Here is a 23,852-nt window from a genome sequence, read left to right on the forward strand (position 1 = left end):
CTTGCTAACAAAAAACAGGGAAGTGCCACAAGTAGATCACTCTACTCGCGCAACAACCCTGCCTCACGAAGCTTATTTTACTCAAATAAAGCCTGACCTAGATACGTTCCTTTCGTTGCAACTCCTGGCAATACTGCAAAATAGCCGCCGCCTGTTGTATCCGTATAAGCCAGCATTTGATCCGGCATTTTGGGATTGGTCAATCGTTGCTGAATGGATTCAAACTGTGTTTGGATATTCCGATTGAAACAGACAAATAGGAGTCCTGCATTGATGCGACCTACACTGTCCAGATTTTCCATGAAATTATAACCTCGCCGCAAAATGCGTTCACGCTCAGACTTCTCCCCCGTACGCGGATTGGATAAACGAATATGCGAATCTAAAGGCGTTACTTTGCCTTCGGCGTCTGAAGCAAACTGTGGCGTATCGAACTCATCGCTACCATCCATAGGTGCTCCGGAAACTTTCTGACGGCCAATAATCTGTTCTTGATCAGAGTATGTTTGTTGATCCCACGTTTCAATCCTCATTTGAATGCGGCGAACGACCATATAAGTGCCACCAGCTAACCATGAGGCTCCATCTCCAGAATCGATCCAAACGTTACTTTTCATAAAAGAATCATCCTGCACAGAAGGATTTGCCGTACCATCTTTAAATCCGAATAAATTCCGTTTCGTCCCTTGCGCTTTCACGCCAAGTTGACCGGTTTGCTGCCAACGCAGGTGGGCAACACCTCTAGCTGCTTTGGATAAATTACGAATCGCGTGGAAACAAATCATCGGATCATCTGAACATGCTTGGACGACAATGTCTCCATGTGTCAATTGCTCCTGCAAGGAATCTTTATGGAAGATTGGCATCTCGGTCAGTCCTGATGGTTTGCGGGAGCGAAGACCAAATCGATCAACGCCTTCCTTCTCAAATAGAGAGGCTCCCACCGCAAAGGTAAGCGTCAATTTCCCCGTATCAAGACCAAGCTGTTCGCCTGTATCCGTTGGAGGAAATGCCGCATCCTGCGGCTCAACCGCAAGGGGACTTCCTGCCATAAGGGTTGCTGCAATCTCTGTCCATTGCTTCATCAGTGCTTTCAGTTCCAACAGATCGCTTGTCGTTATATCGAAAGCCGCCACATTAGCAAAGTTCTGTTGAGGTGTAACTACCCCTGTTTGATGAGTGCCATAGAAATCGTGTGTCTCATTGGTTACGGTAGCGGCGGCTTTATTCGTTGGATGTGCGGCTTGGACCTTCCCCAGTAAATCTCCCAAAACAACGCCCGCCGCACCTGCAGCGGTCATTCCTAAGAAGGCTCGACGATTCATTTTGTCAGACATACCGCTTAACCTCTTTCCTCTATTTGCTTAGCGTCCCTGGCATTTTAACAAGTGGTTCAGCCAATGCTTCTAGCTTATTTTTCAAATCAACTTGTTTGGATTGCTCTAATTTACTGAAATCCGTCCATGTTGGTCCAACAGGCGAAAGTGTGTTCATCGTTTCAATAACAGTTGCTAAACTTTTGCTGATTTTATCATCCAAGGCCGCATCTTTCTTCTTCAATTCCACTTTCACAAGATCATAGATCGCTTGGGCGCCTTCTACATTTGCTCGGATTACCGGCACTGTTGCACCACTCCAACGCTCTTCTTCACCTGTAATCTTGCTAGATTGGGCTTCTTCCATCAATTCCCCTACACCTGCGATAAAATCTGTAGGTGAAATCGTTGTCGCTGCAATCGCTTGTTGCATTTTCTTGCCATCTTCAAGCAAACGCGCTGCAAATGGCTCGGCATCCTTGATGTTTTTCTTCACAAACAATAAGTATTCGATTCGGTGATAACCAGTAAAAGCAGGATCCTTCTCGCTTTTGAAATCATCTACGCGAGCATCCATCACGCCATCCAGTTCGGCGAACGTTTCGATGATCGGTTCGATTCTCTCATACGGCATGCGTGCTAGTCCATATGCTTCCGATGCTTTTTTCAAATCGCCGCTCTTAATAGCTGTGTTCAATTGATCGAGCAAAGTCACCAATTGGTTACCCTGGTCTTGTACATATTTATTATAAGCTTTGGCTGCATCCTTCATCGCTGCAGATGCTTCAATGACGTCTTTGTTAACAGCACCTTTATTGTCGGCAAATGAAGTTGTCAGCTCCGTCAACGCTGCTTTGAGATTCGTATTCAAAGCCTTTAAAGTAGGGTAGTCTAACTTATCTTCCTTCAATCCCGCTTCAAGCGGAGTCAGAAATTTTTCAACTTTAAAATACAATTCTGGGAATTTAGGTTTAACTTCATCCTCGAAGCTCGCCCATTGATCTTCTAGTTGATCAGCAAGTTTCTTGGCATCTTTCACTTTTGAAGCCTCTATTTGAACTTTTAAGTTATCGACACTTGTCACTAAAGTCGTCGAACCATCTTTAAATGGTACCTTTGCAACCTCGGTTGGTTCTGATTTGCCACAACCTGCAAGGACAAGCGTGGTTGCTGCTGCTAACATCATAACTTGATATCTTTTTTTCATGGGAAATACCCTCCACTTATCTTTTAATTAGGATTTACTCTGAATAGTCACATTTCGATTAGCTATGGTTTGAAGACGATCTCTGACCACAGCAAAGAGTGCCAGAAGCAATAGGATGAATTGTGGGATTGCGCTCTCTAAGGTTGGATAAAGAGCAACAGCATCCCAGCTAGGCAGCCAATCGGCTGTCGTTGCCGGCAGATAACCCGCTAATTGAAGTCCATGAACGCCCATTCCGGCAAATTTGAAACATAAGTAGAATACAAACACACTTGAAATTAAGAAAAATGGTCGCATTGGAATACGTAATCCGATTTTCAAAATGAGAAATGCAATCATGAGAAGCATGCCTACACCAATCCCGATCCCGCCAAGCAATGAAGCGAGAGAAATCGAAGATGCCATTCCGATCATGAATAAGACCGTCTCTGTTCCTTCTCGAAACACAGCTAGAAAGGCAAGTATGCTTAGTGAGGTCAAACTGCCAGTTGCCAACGCCTTTACGCTTTGATTACGAATATAGGATTGCCAATTGGAAATACTTGATTTGCTATGCAGCCAATAACTCATGTACAAGAGCATAAGAGCGGCAAAAACTCCCGTACAACCAGCAATCAGAAAGTTGTTATTTCCAAAAGCACTAGCCGAGAACAACTGCTTGACCACAATGCCTAGCCCCAGACTGACAACTAGTCCGCCATAAACTCCAAACCAGATCCATCTTTTCTTGTCGCCATGACCCGATTTGTTGAGAAACCCGAGCAATGCAATAATGACTAATAGAGCCTCTAACCCTTCCCGCAAAATAATTGTGGTCGCATCTAGCATCGTATAGCTTGTCTTGGACGCTAATGGCTGTAGGTCTGCCTGCATGCGTGCAATCGTCCCAGCGGCAGCTTCCATTTGAGGCGGACTAGCTGAAAGCTGAGCGTAGGCTGTCACCATATCCCTCTCCATCGAGGTATATACTGCTTGTGACTGTGTCAAAACGATTCCCTCAATAAGTAACCACGAATTACGCAAGGTTTGAATACTTTCGGAAGCCCCTTCCGTATCGTTCTGCTTCACTTGATCTGTTGCTTTCTCCAACAACGTAACTAGCGACGCAACAGTCACCTTACTATCACTCCGGGCTGATGAACCGAACACGGTGAGATTGCCTTCTACGAAATACGTATTCAGCGTATGTAAATCCTTCAACTTTGCCGCAAGCTTCACAGCGTCGACTGGTTGCTTCATCGTTTGCAGTGAAGCTTCGCCCATGGCTCCTTCTATTTTCTGATACGCTGCTAAGGATTGTTCCTTAATCCCATCTTCATAGCTCAGCCAATTGATTTGAAAAGCTTCAAACAATTTCGTCGCTTGCTCAATATTGCCGTTTTCTGCAGCTTGAATGGCATTAACGATGCCTACATCTTCTTTGGCCAGATCATCCTGCGGTTTGGCACTAACGATCATAGGCACAGAAAGCATCAATAGCAGTGCTATCCAGCTGGTTACAAGAACTTTCCGCAATCCTGTCAACTCCTTCTGCGTGGTAACACGTTACCTTCTCACACTCATTTATAAATAATACTGATAATCATTATCACCGTAATAATTACTCTGTTTATTTTACTCCAATCCTCTTATCTGTCAATTGCTTTCTATATAAAAAAAGCCAATTAACTTAAATAAGTTAATTAGCTCTATGTGCTGTTATTTAAATTTCACATCTTCTGGTCGAATCGACATCAGCTCAAGTTTGGAAGGAGCATTCACATATTGACTTAACAAACGTACAGCTTGATGCCGCATCGCTTTCTCCAAAATATTCCTCACGTACCTCGCATTGCTGAATGAACGCCAAGTCATCGCTTTCTCTTCGGCAAGATGTTGCTTTAGCTTCGCAAGGGTTTGCGGCAGCAACACGTATTCCCGTTCCTTCGCCATAAGTTCAGTAATTTGTATTAATTGATCGATGGCATAATCCTCAAAATCAATCTGAATTGGAAAGCGTGAAGGAAGTCCAGGGTTCGTGGCTAGGAATTGCTCCATTTCCTCACTATATCCCGCTAGAATGAGGATGAAATCATTTTTCTTATCTTCCATTCCTTTGACCAAAGCATCAATTGATTCTTTCCCAAAATCCTTCTCGCCGCCGCGTGCCAAGCTATATGCCTCATCAATAAATAGGACGCCGCCCATCGCTTTTTTCATGAGTTCACGCGTTTTAAGTGCAGTATGTCCAATGTATTCACCTACGAGGTCTGCACGCTCCACTTCAATGAAATGCCCTTTACTGAGTACGCCCATTGCATGAAACATACGTCCTAACAATCGTGCTACTGTCGTCTTCCCTGTTCCAGGGCTGCCCTTGAAAATCATATGGTACACATGAGCATTGCTCATAAGACCGGCTTCAACTCGAAATTGCGAGATCTGCAGCAGCGCATAGATTTCATGCACCAATTCTTTGACATTTTCTAAGCCAATCAGCCCATTCAATTCTTTGAACACATCCGATAGCGGACCCTCCATCGGCGTCCTTTTGCCAGAGATCATCGGCTCGGCGTCGGCAAGGGGTGAAGCGCCTGACTGCCCGCCTGCTCCCTCAACAGTTCGCCGCTGACTGCCAGGTTCCGGCTGCCGTAAAACGATGTTGATTTGTCTGGATGGCAAGCTTCTACCACTCATGAGGATCACCTCGTTTACATGATGGTTAATTAGTACGTATCCACCATCCTACGCTTGTAAACACCAATTTAGACCGCAGCATCTGCCCGAATTCCATAGTCTTTGCATATTTACTTCAATCCCAATTAAGTTAGCATAAGCAAAGTCACGAATGTCTCCTTATCCAAAGCACCAAAGTAGCGCTTCAATTCCTCGTCTGCCAATCGTTCGCGAACCGCACTTTCCTCATATCGCACGCCACTCAGCTTATTTTCGAGCTCAGCGACATCATGGGCACCAAAGAAATCGCCAAATATTTTAACATGCTGAACATGACCTTCTTCGATGTTTAATCGAATATCTACCCTGCCAACACCTTCAATTCTTTTGGCATGCTGAATGGTGCTTTTAGGTGATTTGCCATAATTCCAATCCCAGTTCTGATATCGTTCCTCTGAAATCTGATGAATCTGCGTCCAATCTTCCTCAGTTAATTTATATGTAGGCACCTTAGATTCCTCAGCTCCGAAAATGGAAAGAAGCAACTTCGTCCGAAAGGCTGCCATCGTCATTGGTACCTCCAGAAACTCCACGATGTTTGCGACTCGACTTCGTATTGATTTAATTCCTTTGGATTGAATTTTATCAGGATCGACACGCAGAGCCGAAACGACGTTTTCGATCTCTGAATCGAATAACAGGGTCCCATGACTGAACATTCTACCCTTGGTTGCAAATTGCGCATTGCCTGAAATTTTGCGTTCCCCTACTTGAATATCATTGCGACCTGTTAATTCAGCTCCGATACCAAGTGACTGCAATGCCTCAACAACAGGCGCCGTAAACTTCTGAAAATTATGAAACGAATTCCCGTCATCTTGGGTAATGAAGCTGAAATTCAAATTTCCTAAATCATGGTATACCGCACCTCCACCAGACAACCGGCGTACCACATGCAGCTTGTTTGCTTTCACATACTCAGGATTAATTTCTTCTAACGTATTCTGGTTCTTGCCAATAATAATCGAAGGTTCGTTTATATAAAAAAGTAAATAACTCTCTCCCGCTGGTAGCTTGCGTAAGGCGAATTCTTCGATGGCTAGATTGATTCTCGGATCTGTGATACCTTCATTATCGATAAACAGCATAGGGATTCTCCTTCTATTTCAATAAGTTTGTCGTCAGCGTACGATTTAAGGTCTGCATCCCAAGGGATGCATAGAAACGTAAAGCACGTTCATTAAATTCCCAAACATTCAGCTCGAGTGATTCAGCTTCACGAGCTCGTGCCCAATCAACAGACGCCTGATAGAGTCGCTTACCAATTCCCTGACGCTGATATGCAGCGGCAACGGCAAGTTCATTTAAATAGGCATACTTGCGTGATACTAGTGCTTCATAGTTTGGGCTTCGCTTCATCTCTAGCATTGCGACACCGACGATATGCAAGCCAATCTCTGCAACAATAATTTCTTTATCCGTCCGATCCGAGAAGCTTCGATACCAGCCCATTGCCACAACATGATCGAGTTTGGCAAATCGGTCTGGCAATGCCTCTGCATGCTCTTCCTGGCCTTCGCGAATAATCGCATTCACAGCATGGTAGTCTTCCCCTGTTGCCGTTCGAAGTCGCACTTCCATCAAAGTCTTCCTCCTTTAACATGAATGGGTACAAAGTTGGTATTAATGATTGAATTTTTATGCATTAAATTGTATATTCATGTAACATATAAGTGAGGATGGAGGGCCTTTTCATGAAAACAGAACACGGTTATTTCGAATTTCTTGATCGCATCGCTGCAAATACATGGCCAGCTGAAAGTACTACAATGGTTGATCAATGGCGCATTAGAGTATCTAACGGGATAACGAAGCGAGCAAACAGCGTGTTTGCTATAGGACCATACCCGAGTGATGACAAATGGCTGAACTATGTTGAACAATTTTACCATAGTCATGGGTTACCTGCCATTTTTCATATAAGTACTGCCTCTCCTGATCAATTAGACAACTTGCTGCAAGACCAGGGCTACGAACTAGATACACCATGTTATCTGATGACGGCCAAATGCCAACGAGTAGCTGATCACGCGGAAGAACGTCTTCAGAAGCGATACCCGTCAGCACGATCTCTCAAAATAGAAATTACACATGCTGTAACTACTGAGTGGCTGGATGCCTTCCTCCTTTTAGAGAAATACCCAGAGGAGCGTCGGAGCTTCTATCAAGGATTAAGTGATCGCATGCCGGAACCGAAAGCTTTCATCACATTGAAGAACCAAGGTCAGATTGTCGCACTTGGCACAGCAATTGTAGAAGGATCATGGGCTGGTTTCGTCAATGTGATCGTACATGAAGAATACCGCGGCAAGGGATATGGCTATGCCATTCTTCATGCAATGACGAGTTGGAGCATCTCCCAAGGGGCGACTGAACAATATTTGCAAGTGATTGCGGACAATGTCCCCGCAGTTACGTTATACGAGAAGCTAGGGTACCAAGTGACATATGGCTATCATTACCGAGTGAAGTATGATTTGGAGGCTCTTGTATCATCCTAACTAAGAATTTCTTAGGATGAAAGGAGCCCATTACATCAAATGACTGCCACCAAAGAAAAACCGACTTTTCCCCCGCAGCATCAGAATCATCAACCCGGCATTGAAGCCGAAATGAAGCCACTTCCCGAATTTGAGAATAAGAGCTATAAGCCCGCTGGCAAATTGAAGGATAAAGTTGCCATCATTACGGGAGGTGACAGTGGGATCGGACGGGCAATTGCCGTAGCTTACGCCAAAGAAGGTGCCGATGTCATTATCGTTTACCTCAATGAGCACAAGGACGCAGAGGAAACTCAGCAACATGTGGAACAAGCGGGCCGTGAATGCTCACATATTGCAGGCGACATCGGCGATGAGCATTTCTGCAAACAGGTCGTTGCCCAAGTTATTCAAAAATTCGGCAAACTGGACATTCTTGTTAATAATGCTGCTGAGCAGCATCCTCAGCAAAGTATAGCGGATATTACGTCAGCGCAGCTTGAACGCACATTCCGCACGAATATTTTCTCCTATTTTTACATGACGCAAGCCGCTCTTCCGCATCTTAAACGGGGTAGTGCGATTATTAACACCGCTTCCATCACGGCTTACCATGGTCACGAACAATTAATTGATTATTCATCAACGAAAGGTGCCATAGTTACCTTCACCCGCTCACTCTCCTTACAATTGAGCGCCAAAGGAATCCGAGTGAACGGTGTTGCTCCTGGTCCCATCTGGACACCGTTAATTCCCTCTACATTTACAGCGCAGGAAGTTGAGGTCTTCGGTTCTACGACCCCGATGCAACGTGCCGGACAGCCTAGTGAATTAGCACCCAGCTATGTGTTTCTAGCAAGTGAAGATGCCTCTTACATGGCAGGGCAAATTCTTCATGTCAATGGTGGTACCATCGTAAATGGATAAGAAAAAGCATGACAGATAGCGGTATCCCGCCATCTGTCATGCTTTCTTCATTTCAACCCGAGTTTTAATTGTAATTTGGTCAAATACCAATTCGAGTAAGCAAGTGTTTCTCTCGTGTCATGATAAGGCATGAATAGCACATCAGACTTGGCCCCCGACACCAGCGGATCTTTGAAACCAATCGTTTCTGCGATATCGAGTGACCGTGAGCTATGAAACTTATGTGTGATGATGATTGAGCTAACAAGCGACTTCTCATCCATAATTTGTTTACTGAATAGTAAATTCTCATATGTACTCGTTGCCATAGGCTCAAGAAGTATGCTTGTCTTCGGCACTCCATTCTTCACCAAGTAGTCCCTCATGCCCTCAGCTTCTGTCAGCTTAGAACCATTATGATCCAAACCACCGGATACAATAAGTTGTTTGAATCGCCCCTGCTTGTACAACTCCACAGCCAAGTCCAGCCGTTCTTGCAACCCAGGACTTGGGATATCATTGCGCAGCGATGCTCCTAGTACGATCCCGACATCGACTTGCTTAGGCAAACTTGGTTGATTCGGTCCTAACTGTATTTTCCATTGGATAAACACGACCCAACTCACCAGCAAAGCAAAAGAGATGAGAACGAATTGAAATGTTCTTACAAATAAGCGATACAATCTGGATGGCTTTTTTCCTTTGGACGCACTAGCCTTCTTCTTCATTGGTGCAGGTTCGATAGCGCGTTGTTTTTTGTTCATGCTAGGCTTAGCCGGCATCCTTCCTACTCCTTATCCAGAAATGTACTTACCTGCCGAAATAAGGCTGGGGCGTCTTCGCTCAAACAGATTAAATGATCCGATTTGGCGTGCCAGTGAAGCTCTCGCTGTCCTCTGAGCTTGCTATAAATATACCGCGCACTCTGCGGATGAATCACTTGATCTCGCTCCGCTTGCGCTATCAGGGTTGGCTTATTCACTAAACTGAGCTCCGGCTTCAGGTGTCGGACGAGTCTCGTAAATTGCCAGGTTGCAACGAGTGGGGTAGATTTCCCCTTAATTAACGTAATTTTGCGTTGATACTTCCATTCCTCACGAAGGACACTCAAGAGCCGGCCTGGGCTGACGTAAATGACCGCGGTATTTAATAGTATGAGTCTCCGCACAGGATAACGAACTGACAAGTAAGCTGCCAGTAAACCTCCCATTGAGAATCCAACCATATCGAATGACCCATACGTTTCCGTCATTTTGGCGGCATGCCCTTCAGCTGCCCCCACCCAATCTTCCCAACGTGAAGCGTGAAGCTGATGACGGCTTTCTCCATTCCAAGGTAGGATTGGCACCTCACATAGCTGACCACGCTCTCGCAAATGCCGAGCTAACGGCTCAACCTCATAAGGTCCACCTGTAAATCCATGGAACAATAGGCACGGTTGTTTCATGAGATCCACTCCTATCTTTTAATGAAAATATTCTTCATGTTAGTTTATTTTTCTTTGATCACAATGGTGTTAATGGTTACCTTTTCTTTCGGCTTACTTGGGGTAGATTCCCCACCCATTTCTACTGGTGTTTCAGCGATTTTCGTAATTGTGGCCATACTGTCTGCTGTGACTTTTCCGAAGATCGAATAATTCGGCGTACTGTTCAAATTAGCGCAATCCGCACCTGAACAAATGAAGAATTGGCTGCCATTCGTGTTCGCACCTGAGTTTGCCATTGCCACCGTACCTGGCTCATACTTATGTGTTGTTTTCAGTTCATCAGCAAATTTATAACCTGGACCCCCTCTGCCTGTTCCTTGAGGATCTCCCGTTTGGATCATGAAGTTTTTGATAATGCGGTGAAACGTCACGTTGTTATAGAATCCCTCTTTGGATAAAAAGACGAAGTTGTTCACCGTTTTCGGTGCCTCTTTAGCGTACAAATCGATTGTAAATGTTCCCTTGGACGTTGTTACTTCTGCCTGATATGTTTTGTTCGTATCAATCTTCATCTCTGGTGCTTGACTCCATTGTTTCGCACCTGTTGTCGATGTCGATGCCGCAGGAGTTTCCGCAGGTTTGTTACCACACGCGGAGGCGATAAGGGTTAATGTAAGTAAAGAAGCAGTCAGAAGCATTTTGGTTTTCATGGATTTGGCAGCTAGGTTCATTGTATTTCCTCCAGTTCATTTTGGTTGTTATCATCTCATCAGTTGCAATAGTGTGGACATGCAATCAAATGCCATTACATAGCAATGATTACGGCTTGTCCGCCTTGACCTGCGGGAGCCAGGAGACTCTTTCTGAGCCTCCATAATGCTCTCACTTCAGTTAAGTACCAATCTTTGGCTTCTCCTCATTCGGCAAATTTACCGGTGGTGGAGAGAGAGTTGGACTCGGCTTAGGATTTAGAGATGGGCTTGGCGTTGGCGTTGGAGAAGGTGTTGGACTTGTTCCCGTATCTGTGCCCGTACCTGGCTTAATCGTTGCCCCTGGTGAAGTCGAAGGAACAGGTTTTCCACTAGGTGATGGGGATGGATTCGGATTATTCCCCCCGTTCCCTGGCGATGGTGACGGCGATACCGACGGAGATGGTGACGTAATTCCACCATTCGGAAGTGAATCGTCCTTCGGAATGACGACTGTAGCAACATTTGACTTCGCACCTGGTGTATTCGAATCCGACGCCAGTGGCACTACATAATATTGGTAAGTTTCTGCGCTATTTATCGTCGTATCCTCGACCATTACTTTCGGTGTTTGAATTATCATTTTTGCTTCAGGCTCCGTCGAACCTTTACGATACAATTCGTAACTAACTTTATCTCCAAGAGAGGTCCATTCAATTTTAACACGTTTTGATTCTGGAATATAAGTGGCCGTAACATCTGAAATGCCACTAGGCGGTTCTTTCAAATCGTCCACATTGGCTGGCTTAACGAAGTTTGTAATCGGCTTGTCTGCTAGCGCTTTTGACATGACTGTCTTGAAAATTGCAGCCGTGCTGCCGCTTCCCACCGTCACATAATGTTTGGAGTCGACTTTATCGAAACCTTCCCAGACAGCCGCAGTCCATTCAGGGGTATAGCCAACAAACCATACATCCCGATCGTACTGTTCGATCCCCTTAATATCAAGTCCTGTTGATCCTGTCTTCCCAGCAACCGGACGGTTGAACTTCGCTTTCACACCCGTACCACCTGTCTCCACAACACCCTGTAGCAACAGAGTCATGTAGTAGGCTGTACTCGGCTGCATAACTTGCTTCTTCTCCGGCTTATATGCCGCAATTTCTTTTCCTTGTGCATCGGTTATACGTAAAATTGCATGCGTTTTGTTCTGACTCCCTGCATTCGCAAAAGCTGTGTAAGCTCCAGCCATTTGCAGTGGCGATACACCATCCGTCAGACCACCTAGTGCAACAGCTAAATTCTGATCCTTCTGAGGATTCAGGGTGGTACCCAGCTTATTGGCAAATGAGATTCCCGTCCCCACGCCTATTTTACTCAGTAACCAAACAGGTGCTAAATTGTAGGATTTCTTAACCGCTTCAAACATCGTAACTTGCCCGTGAGTTTGGCGATCATAGTTTTGTGGCGTATAGGAACCGAAAGACGTCTGCGTGTCATCCAATAACGAATACGGTGTATATTTCCCACTATCTAAAGCAGGTGCATAGACAGCAATTGGTTTAAAAGACGACCCTGGTTGCCTTTTGGAATACACACGGCTAAACCCTTTGGTTTTATAATCCCGGCCACCTATTAATCCCATAATACCGCCAGTTTTATTATCCAGAATAACCATGGAGCTCTGAATTTTCTGTCCATCTGCAGCATCCTTTTGGAAGAAACTCGGATCCGCATACGTTTGCTCAATGGTTTTCTGAGCTGTGATGTTCATCGTAGTGTAAATCCGGTAACCTTTGGTCAACAACTCATCTTCCTCGATGCCATACATATCTTCCGCTTCATTCACGACATAATCCACGAAAGAAGCATACTCTTTCGTCCCCGTACTTCCTGTTGTTGGTGGCACGTAATCGACTGCTGCGGCTTTGGCACGCTCTGCCTCTGTGATGTAACCTTGATCCGTCATCAGCCTCAGAACGACTGCTCGCCGTTCTTTCGATAAATCCGGATGGGTTAATGGCGAGTAACGGGAAGGCGCTTTAGGTAACGCGGCAAGTGTCGCCATCTCCCACACTTCCAGATCGTTCAAATTCGATTTGCCAAAGTACACCTTGGCTGCCGCTTTAATGCCATAAGCGTTACTACCGAAGAAAATGCGATTCAAATATTTCTCTAGAATCTCATCCTTAGTAAACCGCTCATCGAGCGCGAACGCAATCGACATCTCCGTACCTTTACGGAAAGCTGTCTTCTCCGAGCTTAAGAATACATTCTTGGCAAGTTGCTGCGTAATGGTACTCCCGCCTTCAACTGCACTCATGTGGATGATATCCGTGACTAATGCGCGACCGATTGCTCTTAAATCAACTCCGGAGTGTTCTTTGAAACGACGATCCTCCGTAGCGATAAATGCTTGCTTCAGCCGTTCGGGAACATCCTTGATATTGACGCTTTCTCTATTTTCACCCCGATAAATTTTCGAAATCTCAGTCGCTGGTTTATCTTTCCCATCCTTATCTTTACCTTCTTCTTGGGCATAAATAAGGGTCGACTCTGTTGTAGAAATAATTTTATCAATATTCGCATCCAAAATTTTGAAACCGCTCATGATGACAATAATATAGATCCCTGTTGCACAGATAACAGCAACAATTGCAGCAATGATGGAGCCCATAATGAGTTTGCGTGCATTAAATTTTTTCTTCTTAGGTCCCTTCTTCTTGCTCTGTGTGGACTCCCTTGGCTTGGTTTGCGGCGTGGATGGATTTCTAGTAGGTTTATCCATAATCACCAACTCCCTTACGTTTCATTTCTCTCTAGATTGATGTTGGAACTGCAATAAACACATATACCGACCTTATCAGTCGAATATGTTTACCCATAAATGTAGTCTTCTTATCATATCCAAAAGAAAAATCTTCTGAATTTCAACAAAAGAACAACCTTTATACAAGGTTGCTCCCAAAAGTTTCTATTCGGTTAGACGTTTCAGTCCATTAAAAAGTTGCAAAATTGAAGCGATATGGGGATTATTCCGTTGCTTCTGCAGCCGCCATTAATGAAACAGCACGCTGTGGTGTGAAGGTAGAGATCGCATGCTTGTACACCATTTGTTGACGGCCTTCGCTGTCAATAATGATGGTGAAGTTATCAAATGCACGAATAAGTCCTCTAATTTGAAAGCCATTCGTTAAATATACGGTTACGGGAATGCTTTCTTTACGCAGCTGATTTAGAAAATTGTCCTGAATATTAATGGATCGGTTCATCAGTATGTCCCCCTTAATGGAATGAAACTTTCGCCCAAACGGCGCTATTTTCTGTTGGTGATATGGGTTAATTATATTCTATTTTATGTACAAACTTTCCTGCTAGTATATCACTAATCATTTGGAAATGGGCAGAAAAATTTGCTGTATCTGTCACATCCATCCAATCAATGTCCTTCATATGCCGAAACCAAGACAATTGACGCTTCGCAAATCGACGTGTATCCCGCTTGAGCAGAATCACGGCTTCTTCAAAACTGAGCTCATGCTCCAAATAACTGACGATCTCCTTGTAACCAAGGGCTTGCATCGAGATGGCAGACTTCGGAGTACCACTAGCGAGTAACGCCTGTACTTCCTCAACTAAACCTTCCTGAATCATAGCATCGATGCGTTCTTCAATCCGCTTGTAGAGCAGCGCTCGGTCCATGGACAATCCAATGATACATAGTTCGTAAGGAGATTCTTTTTTCTGGGAGGCCAAATGAGCGGTCATGGTTTCTCCAGATATATGGAAAATCTCAAGAGCTCGAATGACCCGCCTACGATCATTTGCATGCAGACGGTCGGCACTCGTTGGATCAATTTGACGCAACTTGTCATGAAGAGCTTCTTCTCCATGCGTATTTGCGAATTCTTCCTGCAATTGCCTGAACGCCTCGTCCATGCTGACATCCGTAAATTGATAGTCATAACAAACGGATTCGATATATAATCCTGTGCCGCCTACAATAAAAGGCAGCTTGCCACGCGAGTGAATGTCTTGAATTAAACCCTTTACTCGCTCTTGGAACTCTGCAGCAGAAAACGAATACGATGGGTCATGAATATCAATCAAATGATGCGGGACGATTCGTTGTTCCGCCTGGCTTGCTTTGGCGGTACCGATATCCATGCCACGATACACTTGCATCGAATCACCGGAAATAATTTCACAATTAAAGCGCTGTGCAATTTCCAAGCTAAGCTTCGTCTTGCCAACAGCAGTAGGACCAAGTAGCACGAGTAATTTCGGCTTGGAAGATGGGGCTAACACAATCGAATCACTCCATACGTTGTTTTCGTTGTTGAACGTAGTACATGCTCGAACCCGAGCCTAGCAAATTCAGAACTGTCTCGGTTTTCCTTAAGCACAATACTTTTGCGGGCAACGCGTCTTGCTTCAGCGATCGAAGCCAAACTTACGGCTTCATCGTTCGCACGATGCCGAAGTGGGGATATCGCCTGCGATTCCTCAATCGGACTGCGAAACATGGGATCAAAATAGATCACATCCACACTCTGCGAGTCTAACTGTTGCAAATAGGGTAGGTGATGCGTATGCCTAACCTCAATGCGTCTCATTGCATCATTTAATTCCGGTATTTCCGATTGATACTGTACCAATCCTTCTTGGATTAACATAGCCGGAATCTTCTCGCTTTCAAGCGCTGTAACACGCCCTTCCCTACCCACCACATAAGAGAATACGATGGCATCGGACGCGAGTCCCGCTGTACAGTCCATAACAGAATCGCCGGAAGCTGCTCCTGATGCCTCAATGAGTAAGTCAGTCTCCCCTCTCTGCATCCGTTTCACACGAACGAGAGACATACTTGGGTGGAAAAAAGTTGCAGGGTGGTCTTCTTCATAGTACCTGATCTCTTCTCTCGTCACAAGCAGAACAGAACTATCCTTATAATTTCTCCTAAGAAGTTCCAAAGAATACTTCTTCCGGGGCACATTTCGGCCACCATATAAAGCTGATAGGCGTGCGGCTTCCACCGCCAATTCAGCGGACGGGTTATATGAAGTTGTTACTAACACAGGGTTACATCACTCGCTTAAACATTTTTTCTAACTCATAGGTTGTAAAACTTACGACGATTGGCCGTCCATGCGGACACGTATAGGGGTTGCGACAGCTTGCGAGACGATCGATTAATGTCTCCATCTCTAACATACTTAGACTTTGATTCGCCTTAATGGATGCCTTACACGAGCACATAATTGCTGCCTTTTCTCGCAGTTTGGCGATATCCAATGCTTTACGATCAGCAATAATGAGTTCACACATCTCTTCGACGATCGCTTTCTCTTCCCCAGACGGGAACCAATGAGGATGCGCACGTACCAGGAATGTGTTGCCGCCGAAGGCTTCCATATACACGCCAACTTGTTCAAATAAAGCCAGCTTATCCGCAATAACACCTGCTTCAGACGGTGTAAATTCCAACGTTATCGGAACAAGCAATTCTTGGCTCGCCTCAGCAGGATTGCCAAAATGCTCATAAAAATATTCATAATTAATACGTTCATGCGCCGCATGTTGATCAATTAAATACAAGCCTGTTTCATTCTGAGCAATCAAATAGGTGCCATGCATTTGTCCGATCGGATCCAATCGAGGAAACGTTGGAAGCTTAGGGGCATCGCCCTCCGAACTCGATGGCATTAGATCCATGAAGGCCTCATTCGTGCGTCGTTGCTGTTGAATGGAGGTATTCCGGAACGCTGCATCACGTACAGGTGCGTAGCTCTGACTAGCCGCTGGCGTTCTTTGGGATGCACTACCGTTAACGGAAGGTGAAACTGTTCTCGCAGTAGGCACCTCAAACGGCAGCTTTTGTGAAGCTGACGTTGTTGATGGTGACGTTGATGGAACAGGCGCTGCCTGACGATACTCAGGTGGGGCTTCTTTGATCTGAGGGAGAATCCACTTGGAATCATCCGCCCTCTGACTAGGCAGTGATTCCTTATGTACAATCGGCAAGCCCTTCATCTCTTCTGTTTCCTTGTGGTCCCTATAAAACTCGGCATCGAGTTCCATAGAGGGACTACGGGGTTCTTTTGGCGGCTCCACGGTACGCGTGAGCTCCAATTGTTCCTGCACGTAAGCACCTTTCGGTGCTGATGACTTGACACCTGTAGGAATCAGCACTTGCCTGCCGAATAGCCGCTTCACTTCGGCTTCGATCAGAGCAGTAAGCTCCGCTTCCTTACTGAAGCGGACCTCCAACTTGGATGGATGTACGTTGACATCCACGAGCGCAGGGTCCATCCCGATGTGCAGCGCAGCCACGGGAAAGCGGTTGATGGGCAGCAGGGTGTGATACCCCTGCAGCAGGGCTTGATTCAGCGCGAAGTTGCGCACATACCGACCATTGACAATGGTCGAGATGCCGCCGCGATTCGCGCGCGTCATTTCGGGCTTGGCCACGAAGCCCGAAATTGTATAATCCAAGCTTTCCACTTGGAGAGGAAGCATTTGCTTGGCAATTGCGGTGCCATAGATGCCCGCAATGACTTGGAGCAGATCGCCATTGCCCAGCGTTTGGAGCAGCACGTTTCCATTATGTTTGAGCGTGAATGCAATACCGGGATGAGCGAGCGAAAGACGATATAAATAATCGGAAATATGACCAAGCTCCGTTTGGATCGTTTTCATGTATTTCAATCTAGCAGGTGTGTTATAAAATAGATCACGCACCGTCACTTCCGTTCCGCGCGATGCCGCCGTTTCTTCCACTGCGCGAATCGTGCCGCCCTCGATGATGATTTTGCGTCCCAACCCATCATCCGTCGCACTGGTTACACACTCCAGCCTGGAGACAGAAGCAATACTTGGCAAGGCTTCACCTCGAAAGCCCAGCGTGCGGATCGAGAACAGATCCTTGCTCGTTGCTATTTTACTCGTCGCATGCCGTTGGAATGCTAGTTCACAATCCTCAAGCGCCATGCCTGAGCCGTTATCCGTTACCCGAATTAAGGTGAGGCCGCCTTCTTCAATCGTGACATCAACACGGGTACTCCCCGCATCAACTGAGTTCTCAACCAGCTCTTTCACGACCGATGAAGGCCGTTCTACCACTTCACCTGCTGCAATTTGGTTCGCAATATGCTCGCTTAAGAGCTGAATTTTACCCATGGTCTCAATTCCCCTTTGTAGCCTGTATAGAAACGTTCTCCCCTTGATGACTAACCTTCAGTTGCGGGAAAGAATCCTTGAATACATCGACGTTCACATAGCTCATGCCGTTAACAATCATCAGTTTATCAGCTTCAATCGCAAATGCCTGTGTTCCCTTGCTATCTGTGATATCCACCGTATGATTCACATCGTTCCATGTGATTGTAGCCCCGATAAGCGCTGCTAGCCCACGTGCTGAAGCATAGAAGTGACCTTTTTCATTGAAACTGCCAAAACCAAACCCAAGATCAACACCGTTGTACGTAACATTATGTTTGGAGAACGATACTTGGATATCCGAAATGCCTGTTTCATGTAGTGCAGTAATGAGCTGTGCCGCCACACCATCAACCTTCAAGTCAGGGGTAATGCCAACTTTGTTCACTTTTCGCATTTTGGGAGTTAAGTATTCTTCAACTGTAACCTTCAAAACACTTTGATCAGGAAGCTCGAAAAGCTGCTGTACACTTCCCTTGCCGTATGTTTGCATACCAATCACTTTGGCTACTCCGTAATCCTGTAAGGCACCTGAGAGCACCTCGGACGCACTTGCGCTATTCTCATTGGCTAAAATATAAACAGGTATGGCAAGTGGATTGCCCCCTGCAATCGTCACTGGATCATCGATACCCTCGCGGTTCTGTGTATGAATAAGGACGCCTTCTTTGACAAAATGCTTGGCAATGTTACGAGCTGTTTCTAGATAACCACCCGGATTATCTCGAACATCAAGGATTAACGACTTCAGTCCCTTAGCTTGCAACTCACTTAATTGTTTATCAAATTCTTCATCAGCTTCATCCGAGAAATCCGTGATTTGAACGTAACCTACGCCATTGGAGAAGCTTTTGCTGTACACTTCCGGAGAATTGACGGATTGGCGAGTAAGCTCGAACGTTATTTCTTTATCTCCACGCAACACGGTAACCTTCACTTTCGTACCTGCGACGCCAATAATTTTATCCCGAACCGCATCAATCGAAGTCGTCGAGGCAGGAACACCGTCCACGGCTCTTATATAATCATCAGGGAGCAGCCCCGCAGTTTCTGCTGGGGAACCAGGAATTGTTCTCGTCACATATACACCTTGATCATCAAGACCAATGACACAGCCAATCCCTTCAAAACTGTTTTCAAGTGAATTGGAGAATTGACCGTAATCTTGAGGTGTGAACAGCACGGTATAAGGATCCTTCAAACCAGCAATCATCTGTTCGATGGTCTGATTTTCCAGTGCTTCGAGGGAAACACCGCTCACATGGTTTTCGACCAGTGTTTTTCTTACCATAACGGTTTGCAAATCCTCTTGTGCCATGGCATTTACAGGTATCACGACAGCTAGAGCCGATGCGAGCGCCAAAGTTGCTTTCACAGCTTTCTTGTTCAATGTTGATAATCTCAATCTCATATAGGTATCTCCGTTCGGTATGATCTACTATCAATGGCAAGTAATGGAGCGTAATGTTCTTAAAATAATTGCATTAGGCCATCTTCGTTTATTGCAGCTTCTGCTTCCATTCATAGACTAAATTAAGCGCTTGAAGTGGCGTCATATTGATGAGATCAATCCCCTTCAACTGGTCAAGCACGCCTTGGGATTTGCTGTCAGGCTTCTTCTTGACGGCAACTTCAGCTGAGCTGTCCTCTTCGAAGAGGGACAGCTGGCGGATGGGTGCTGCCGAAGTGGCTGCAACTGTGGCAACCGCAGCCGTCGCAGCGGCTTGCGGGACAGCTGCCGCAGCAGCACGCTCTTCAAAGCCATTCAGCAACGCATACGAACGCTGAATGATCGCGTCAGGCAACCCGGCGATTTCGGCACAATAGATGCCGTAACTCGTGCTGGCTGCTCCAGGGATGAGCTTGCGCAGGAAGGTTACCTGCCTGCCGCTTTCTTTGACGGCCATGCAGTGATTGCGCAGATGGGCAAGGCTCTCTTCCAAATGGGCGAGCTCATGGAAATGCGTCGAGACGAGCGTCTTGCAGCCAATCCGATCGTGAAGGAATTCAATGACCGCCTGAGCGATCGCCATGCCTTCCCCTGTCGAAGTACCACGGCCCAGCTCGTCAATAATGACAAGACTCCGATTCGTCGCTTTCTCCGTCATGACCTGAATGTCCATCATCTCGACCATGAATGTACTCTGACCGCCGATCAGATCATCGGCAGCACCAATCCGCGTGAAGATCCGGTCCGTGACGGGAATACGTGCGCTTCTCGCAGGCACGAAGCAGCCGATCTGCGCCATGAGGCAGATCACGGCGACTTGCCGCATATACGTACTCTTCCCGGCCATATTCGGCCCGGTTATGAGTAGTATGCGGCCCTGTTCTTGCAGCAGGCTCGTCCCATTCGCGATGAACGAGCCGTCTTGAATGACAGCCTCCACCACGGGGTGTCGGCCGTCTTCAATCGCAAGATCGAAGCCTTCGCCGATCTCCGGCTTGCGGAAGTGATGCGCCGCGGAGACCGCCGCCAGCGATTGATACACATCGGCGGTAGCAATGACTTCCGCCAGTTTCTGCAATCTGGAGATATGTTTCGAGATCCGGTCGCGCAGCTCCGTGAATAGCTCATACTCCAGATCAATCATTTTATCCTGCGCTTCCAGAATGAGCGCTTCTTTCTCTTTGAGCTCTGGCGTCACATAGCGCTCTGCATTCGCAAGCGTCTGCTTGCGCTCATAGCGCCCCTCTTGCAGGGCGGACATGTTGGCTTTGGTCACTTCGATAAAGTAACCAAATACTTTGTTGTAGCCGATTTTGAGTGACTTAATGCCCGTTGCTTCACGTTCTTGGCGCTCCAGCTCGGCAATCCACTGTTTCCCGTTCTTGCTAGCTTCACGAAGCTGATCCAGGTAAGGCTGGTATCCTTCGCGGATCATTCCACCGTCACGAATGGAAACCGGCGGCTCATCCTCAATAGCACCAGCAATCCAAGACATCACGTCATCACAAACGTCCATATTTTCAACGAGTTTGCGCAGCGTTTCGGACCCAGATGCCGCACATAACTGCTGAAGCATCGGAACTTGCTGCAAGGAGTGCTTCAGCGCAATCATATCGCGGGCATTGGCATTGCCATACGAGATACGAGCAACCAAACGCTCCAAATCATAGACTTCCTTCAGGGCTTGCTTCACATCTTCGCGCACAATCAATTGATTGTAGAGTAAATTTACGGCTTCCAATCGTTCCTCAATCCGAGCTACGTTCATCAGCGGCTTCTCGATCCATCGGCGCAGCATACGCGCGCCCATGGCCGTTACCGTTTTGTCCAAAAGCCACAATAACGACCCTTTTTTGGCACGCTCACGAACGGTTTCAACTAGTTCCAAATTACGACGTGTAAATGGATCCATGGTCATAAATTGATCGGGTTCATAGATACGAATGTGCTTCACGTGCGTTAACGCTCTTTTTTGAGTTTCTTTCAAATAAGCAAGCAACGAAGCGACACCTTGCCGACTGATGCTAGATAAGTTCGATAGGGCAGTGTCTTCTGCAAAATGCTCATCTAACAGGGTTTCATCCGCTGTTGTCCACTCCGTTAGCACCATATTGCGGCCCCATGCAGCACCGGACTCGCGAATTGTTGTTAGCAACGCTTGATTGGTCACAATTTCAGAAGGATTATAAACATTCAACTCATCGACGACGAGTTCCCAGGAATTAGCTAACTGCGTTGTATAGAGCTCACCTGTCGAAATATCACAGGCTGTAAATGCATAGCCATCCGCTTGGTTGACCAAAGACACGATATAGTTATTGACGGATTCACCTAGCAGTTTGCTGTCCATCACGGTCCCTGGTGTTACGATCCGCACAATTTCACGGCGTACTACACCCTTGGCCTCAGCAGGATCTTCCACCTGTTCACAGATGGCAACTTTGTACCCTTTTTCAATCAAACGGGACATATAATTTTCCGCCGCGTGATGAGGGACACCACACATCGGAATTTTCTCTTCACTGCCACCTTCACGGCCTGTTAGAGTAATCTCTAATTCACGTGAAGCATTGATCGCATCTTCAAAGAACATCTCATAGAAATCGCCGAGACGAAAAAATAAAAATGCATCTGGAACCTGTGCCTTCACGGCTAAGTACTGCTGAATCATCGGCGTATATGTAGCCAACTTGTGTTCCTCCAACCTATTCCGTAATGAGTAGTGATAGTCGTGAACTCTATGAAACTATCATTCTTTTTTTCATCCAATATCAGTGTAATAGAAGTCATTCTGCTTGCAGCGTGCCCTAGTGGCTTCTAACAAGCAGAACAACGAAATTCGTGTACAGCCTTCACATTTCATACTTTGTCAACACGATTTCCAACTACTAATCATCTCTTAAACTTCACTAACTCTATGATAAGATAGATAATCCATTATAACATGATTCCTTCCTCAAAAGCTTCTTTCCGCACCCCGGGTGCAATTTTCCAAGTAAGCCGAATATCCGCCTTTTCGTCCCAGGACGACATCGAGGTAATTTGAGAACGAAGACCTTCCAATATGCCAGCATGGAGCTCATACCCCTTAAGTTGCTCTAAGTCCTTCCAAAGCTGTGCTACTTCACTTTGAAGCCTTCGTTTATCACCGTTGTAATACGCTGCTTGGATATCTGGTTCTTGCAGTGGCTTCTGGGTTAACAGCCAATAGTTATTCACGATAAGCGCCGCTAACGCGAATACGCCTCGCGTGATGACTGGAGAAGCCAGCCAACTTGGTAATGTCCGGTATTCAAACCCTCCATGCGACTTCTTACGGAAGTCTCCCAGATACCCATATCGGGGGCGCCGACCACGTGTGGATTCGTCCTCGATCAAGATCAGCGGTAGCGCGAGATAATTATCCAGCGCACGCAGCAGATGCCCATTCATCCAGCAGCGGCTAAAATGCAGGTGGCCGCCTAGCGGATAGCCGCGCACGGGCATGCCGCCTGAGCACCAGGCGAGGCTCTGGTCTGTGATCTTGCGTGCGGCGAGCCCCATGGTTACCCGCACGTTCTTCACGAGCTGAAGCGGGTCCACGCTAGGCTGCGGGCGCAGCTCAGCCAGCGGCAGAATCACGCGATGGCCGCTCAGTACGATGGCGTCGCTGCCAACAGCGCCATCGCGGGTTAGGAAGCGGTCGGCGAAGACGACCTTGCCCTGCGGGTTAACGAGCAGGAACTCGGGATCGCAGCCGAGCATCGCTCGCTCTTTGCGTTCCAGCTCTTTCGCAAGCGATTGATCGTAGAGATCCATCGCTTGCGCGAAGAGCTGCGCCATTCTCCCGTTCAGCTTCGGAACGGGATCGACGTCAAGCACGAGCGTATGCCCCGTTGGTGTGATGCCGATGGTCACGAGGCCATAATCCAAGCCAAGTGCATAGATCGCTTTGACGGATTCACGACTTGCCCTGCGAGCGTGGAAATTGATTTGACCAGGTCCTACCTCTATGTAAGGAGCATTCTCATTTCCTTGTCTTTGATGCTGTAAGGATTTCTCTGAAAGCAGAACGGTCTCCTTTTTCTCATATATAAGAAGGGTTTGCAGATGAAACAGGGCTACTTTGTATTTATGGGTAAAAAGGACAGATTCCTTTTTCCCTCGAGCGTTGGCTGCCTGTGTCGCGATCGTTTTCAAACCGTGCAGCTGTAACAAATCGTCCCGCTTCTTTCGATTCTGCGCGCGTATGATGGCTTTAATGGGCTGCAGAGCCAGTTGGTTCGGATATTCATCATGTGCGGCACCCCAATGAATAATCATCCGCCCCTGCCAATTCTCGGGGAGCCTGCTCCCACTCGGAATATGGATTCGTTCAGCTAACTCCCGTGCATCTTTCTCCTGTGCGTGCAGGAAGAAGGTTTCCATGCTTACACCTCCCGATCACCTATTCACACTGTCAT

The 23,852-nt window shown here is 46.5% G+C and carries 19 protein-coding genes; 2 read left to right on the forward strand and 17 right to left on the reverse strand.

Annotated elements, in window-relative coordinates; translation table 11 throughout:
• Window positions 1–77 precede the first annotated feature (77 nt).
• From efeB to A8708_RS30335, 6 genes are all read right to left on the reverse strand, one after another.
• Window positions 78–1,337 (reverse strand): iron uptake transporter deferrochelatase/peroxidase subunit, encoded by a 1,260-nt coding sequence (gene efeB, locus A8708_RS30310; RefSeq protein ID WP_068670072.1) that lies wholly within the window; start codon window positions 1,335–1,337, stop codon window positions 78–80.
• A gap of 19 nt (window positions 1,338–1,356) precedes the next feature.
• Window positions 1,357–2,523, reverse strand: a complete 1,167-nt coding sequence (locus A8708_RS30315) for an EfeM/EfeO family lipoprotein (protein ID WP_068670073.1) — start codon at window positions 2,521–2,523, stop codon at window positions 1,357–1,359.
• A gap of 27 nt (window positions 2,524–2,550) precedes the next feature.
• On the reverse strand, window positions 2,551–4,038 hold the full coding sequence (locus A8708_RS30320) for an FTR1 family iron permease (RefSeq protein WP_068670074.1): 1,488 nt from the start codon (window positions 4,036–4,038) through the stop codon (window positions 2,551–2,553).
• A gap of 183 nt (window positions 4,039–4,221) precedes the next feature.
• A complete protein-coding gene (locus A8708_RS30325; RefSeq protein ID WP_068670075.1) occupies window positions 4,222–5,199 on the reverse strand; it encodes an AAA family ATPase in 978 nt (325 codons plus the stop codon).
• A 125-nt stretch (window positions 5,200–5,324) separates the two neighbouring features.
• Complete coding sequence (locus A8708_RS30330) at window positions 5,325–6,326, reverse strand: lipoate--protein ligase (protein ID WP_068670077.1); 1,002 nt, start codon at window positions 6,324–6,326, stop codon at window positions 5,325–5,327.
• Window positions 6,327–6,339: 13 nt separating this feature from the next.
• Entirely contained in the window at window positions 6,340–6,819 is a 480-nt protein-coding gene (locus A8708_RS30335) for a GNAT family N-acetyltransferase (protein ID WP_068670079.1), read from the reverse strand.
• Between the two features lie 113 nt (window positions 6,820–6,932).
• Between A8708_RS30335 and A8708_RS30340 the strand changes: the two genes are divergently transcribed.
• A complete protein-coding gene (locus A8708_RS30340; RefSeq protein ID WP_068670081.1) occupies window positions 6,933–7,739 on the forward strand; it encodes a GNAT family N-acetyltransferase in 807 nt (268 codons plus the stop codon).
• A 39-nt stretch (window positions 7,740–7,778) separates the two neighbouring features.
• Window positions 7,779–8,645 carry an SDR family oxidoreductase gene (locus A8708_RS30345; protein ID WP_068670083.1) on the forward strand — a complete coding sequence of 289 codons (867 nt, stop codon included), beginning with the start codon at window positions 7,779–7,781 and terminating at the stop codon, window positions 8,643–8,645.
• A 47-nt stretch (window positions 8,646–8,692) separates the two neighbouring features.
• Here A8708_RS30345 and A8708_RS30350 read toward each other — a convergent pair whose 3' ends face one another.
• The 11 genes from A8708_RS30350 to A8708_RS30400 all read right to left on the reverse strand — a co-directional run bounded on the left by A8708_RS30350 (window position 8,693) and on the right by A8708_RS30400 (window position 23,817).
• Complete coding sequence (locus A8708_RS30350; RefSeq protein WP_239696906.1) at window positions 8,693–9,406, reverse strand: YdcF family protein; 714 nt, start codon at window positions 9,404–9,406, stop codon at window positions 8,693–8,695.
• A 5-nt stretch (window positions 9,407–9,411) separates the two neighbouring features.
• On the reverse strand, window positions 9,412–10,071 hold the full coding sequence (locus A8708_RS30355; RefSeq protein ID WP_068670085.1) for an alpha/beta hydrolase: 660 nt from the start codon (window positions 10,069–10,071) through the stop codon (window positions 9,412–9,414).
• A gap of 44 nt (window positions 10,072–10,115) precedes the next feature.
• Window positions 10,116–10,763, reverse strand: a complete 648-nt coding sequence (locus A8708_RS30360; RefSeq protein ID WP_239696907.1) for a peptidylprolyl isomerase — start codon at window positions 10,761–10,763, stop codon at window positions 10,116–10,118.
• A gap of 181 nt (window positions 10,764–10,944) precedes the next feature.
• Window positions 10,945–13,530, reverse strand: coding sequence for a transglycosylase domain-containing protein (locus A8708_RS30365; protein ID WP_068670089.1), 2,586 nt, complete (start codon window positions 13,528–13,530; stop codon window positions 10,945–10,947).
• A 244-nt stretch (window positions 13,531–13,774) separates the two neighbouring features.
• Window positions 13,775–14,014, reverse strand: coding sequence for an RNA chaperone Hfq (gene hfq, locus A8708_RS30370; RefSeq protein ID WP_056620871.1), 240 nt, complete (start codon window positions 14,012–14,014; stop codon window positions 13,775–13,777).
• Between the two features lie 67 nt (window positions 14,015–14,081).
• Complete coding sequence (miaA, locus tag A8708_RS30375) at window positions 14,082–15,053, reverse strand: tRNA (adenosine(37)-N6)-dimethylallyltransferase MiaA (protein ID WP_068670091.1); 972 nt, start codon at window positions 15,051–15,053, stop codon at window positions 14,082–14,084.
• Window positions 15,044–15,820, reverse strand: coding sequence for a class I SAM-dependent methyltransferase (locus A8708_RS30380; protein WP_068670093.1), 777 nt, complete (start codon window positions 15,818–15,820; stop codon window positions 15,044–15,046). The genes miaA and A8708_RS30380 overlap by 10 nt, the downstream gene beginning before the upstream one ends.
• A 4-nt stretch (window positions 15,821–15,824) precedes the next feature.
• Window positions 15,825–17,921, reverse strand: coding sequence for a DNA mismatch repair endonuclease MutL (gene mutL, locus A8708_RS30385; protein ID WP_068670095.1), 2,097 nt, complete (start codon window positions 17,919–17,921; stop codon window positions 15,825–15,827).
• 4 nt (window positions 17,922–17,925) lie between these two features.
• Window positions 17,926–19,371, reverse strand: coding sequence for a S41 family peptidase (locus A8708_RS30390; protein ID WP_068670097.1), 1,446 nt, complete (start codon window positions 19,369–19,371; stop codon window positions 17,926–17,928).
• Between the two features lie 88 nt (window positions 19,372–19,459).
• Complete coding sequence (gene mutS, locus A8708_RS30395; RefSeq protein ID WP_157265125.1) at window positions 19,460–22,099, reverse strand: DNA mismatch repair protein MutS; 2,640 nt, start codon at window positions 22,097–22,099, stop codon at window positions 19,460–19,462.
• A 248-nt stretch (window positions 22,100–22,347) separates the two neighbouring features.
• Window positions 22,348–23,817 (reverse strand): putative amidoligase domain-containing protein, encoded by a 1,470-nt coding sequence (locus A8708_RS30400; protein WP_068670099.1) that lies wholly within the window; start codon window positions 23,815–23,817, stop codon window positions 22,348–22,350.
• Window positions 23,818–23,852: the final 35 nt, after the last annotated feature.

The sequence above is a fragment of the Paenibacillus oryzisoli genome (assembly GCF_001653565.1).
Classification (GTDB): Bacteria; Bacillota; Bacilli; order Paenibacillales; family NBRC-103111; genus Paenibacillus_E; species Paenibacillus_E oryzisoli.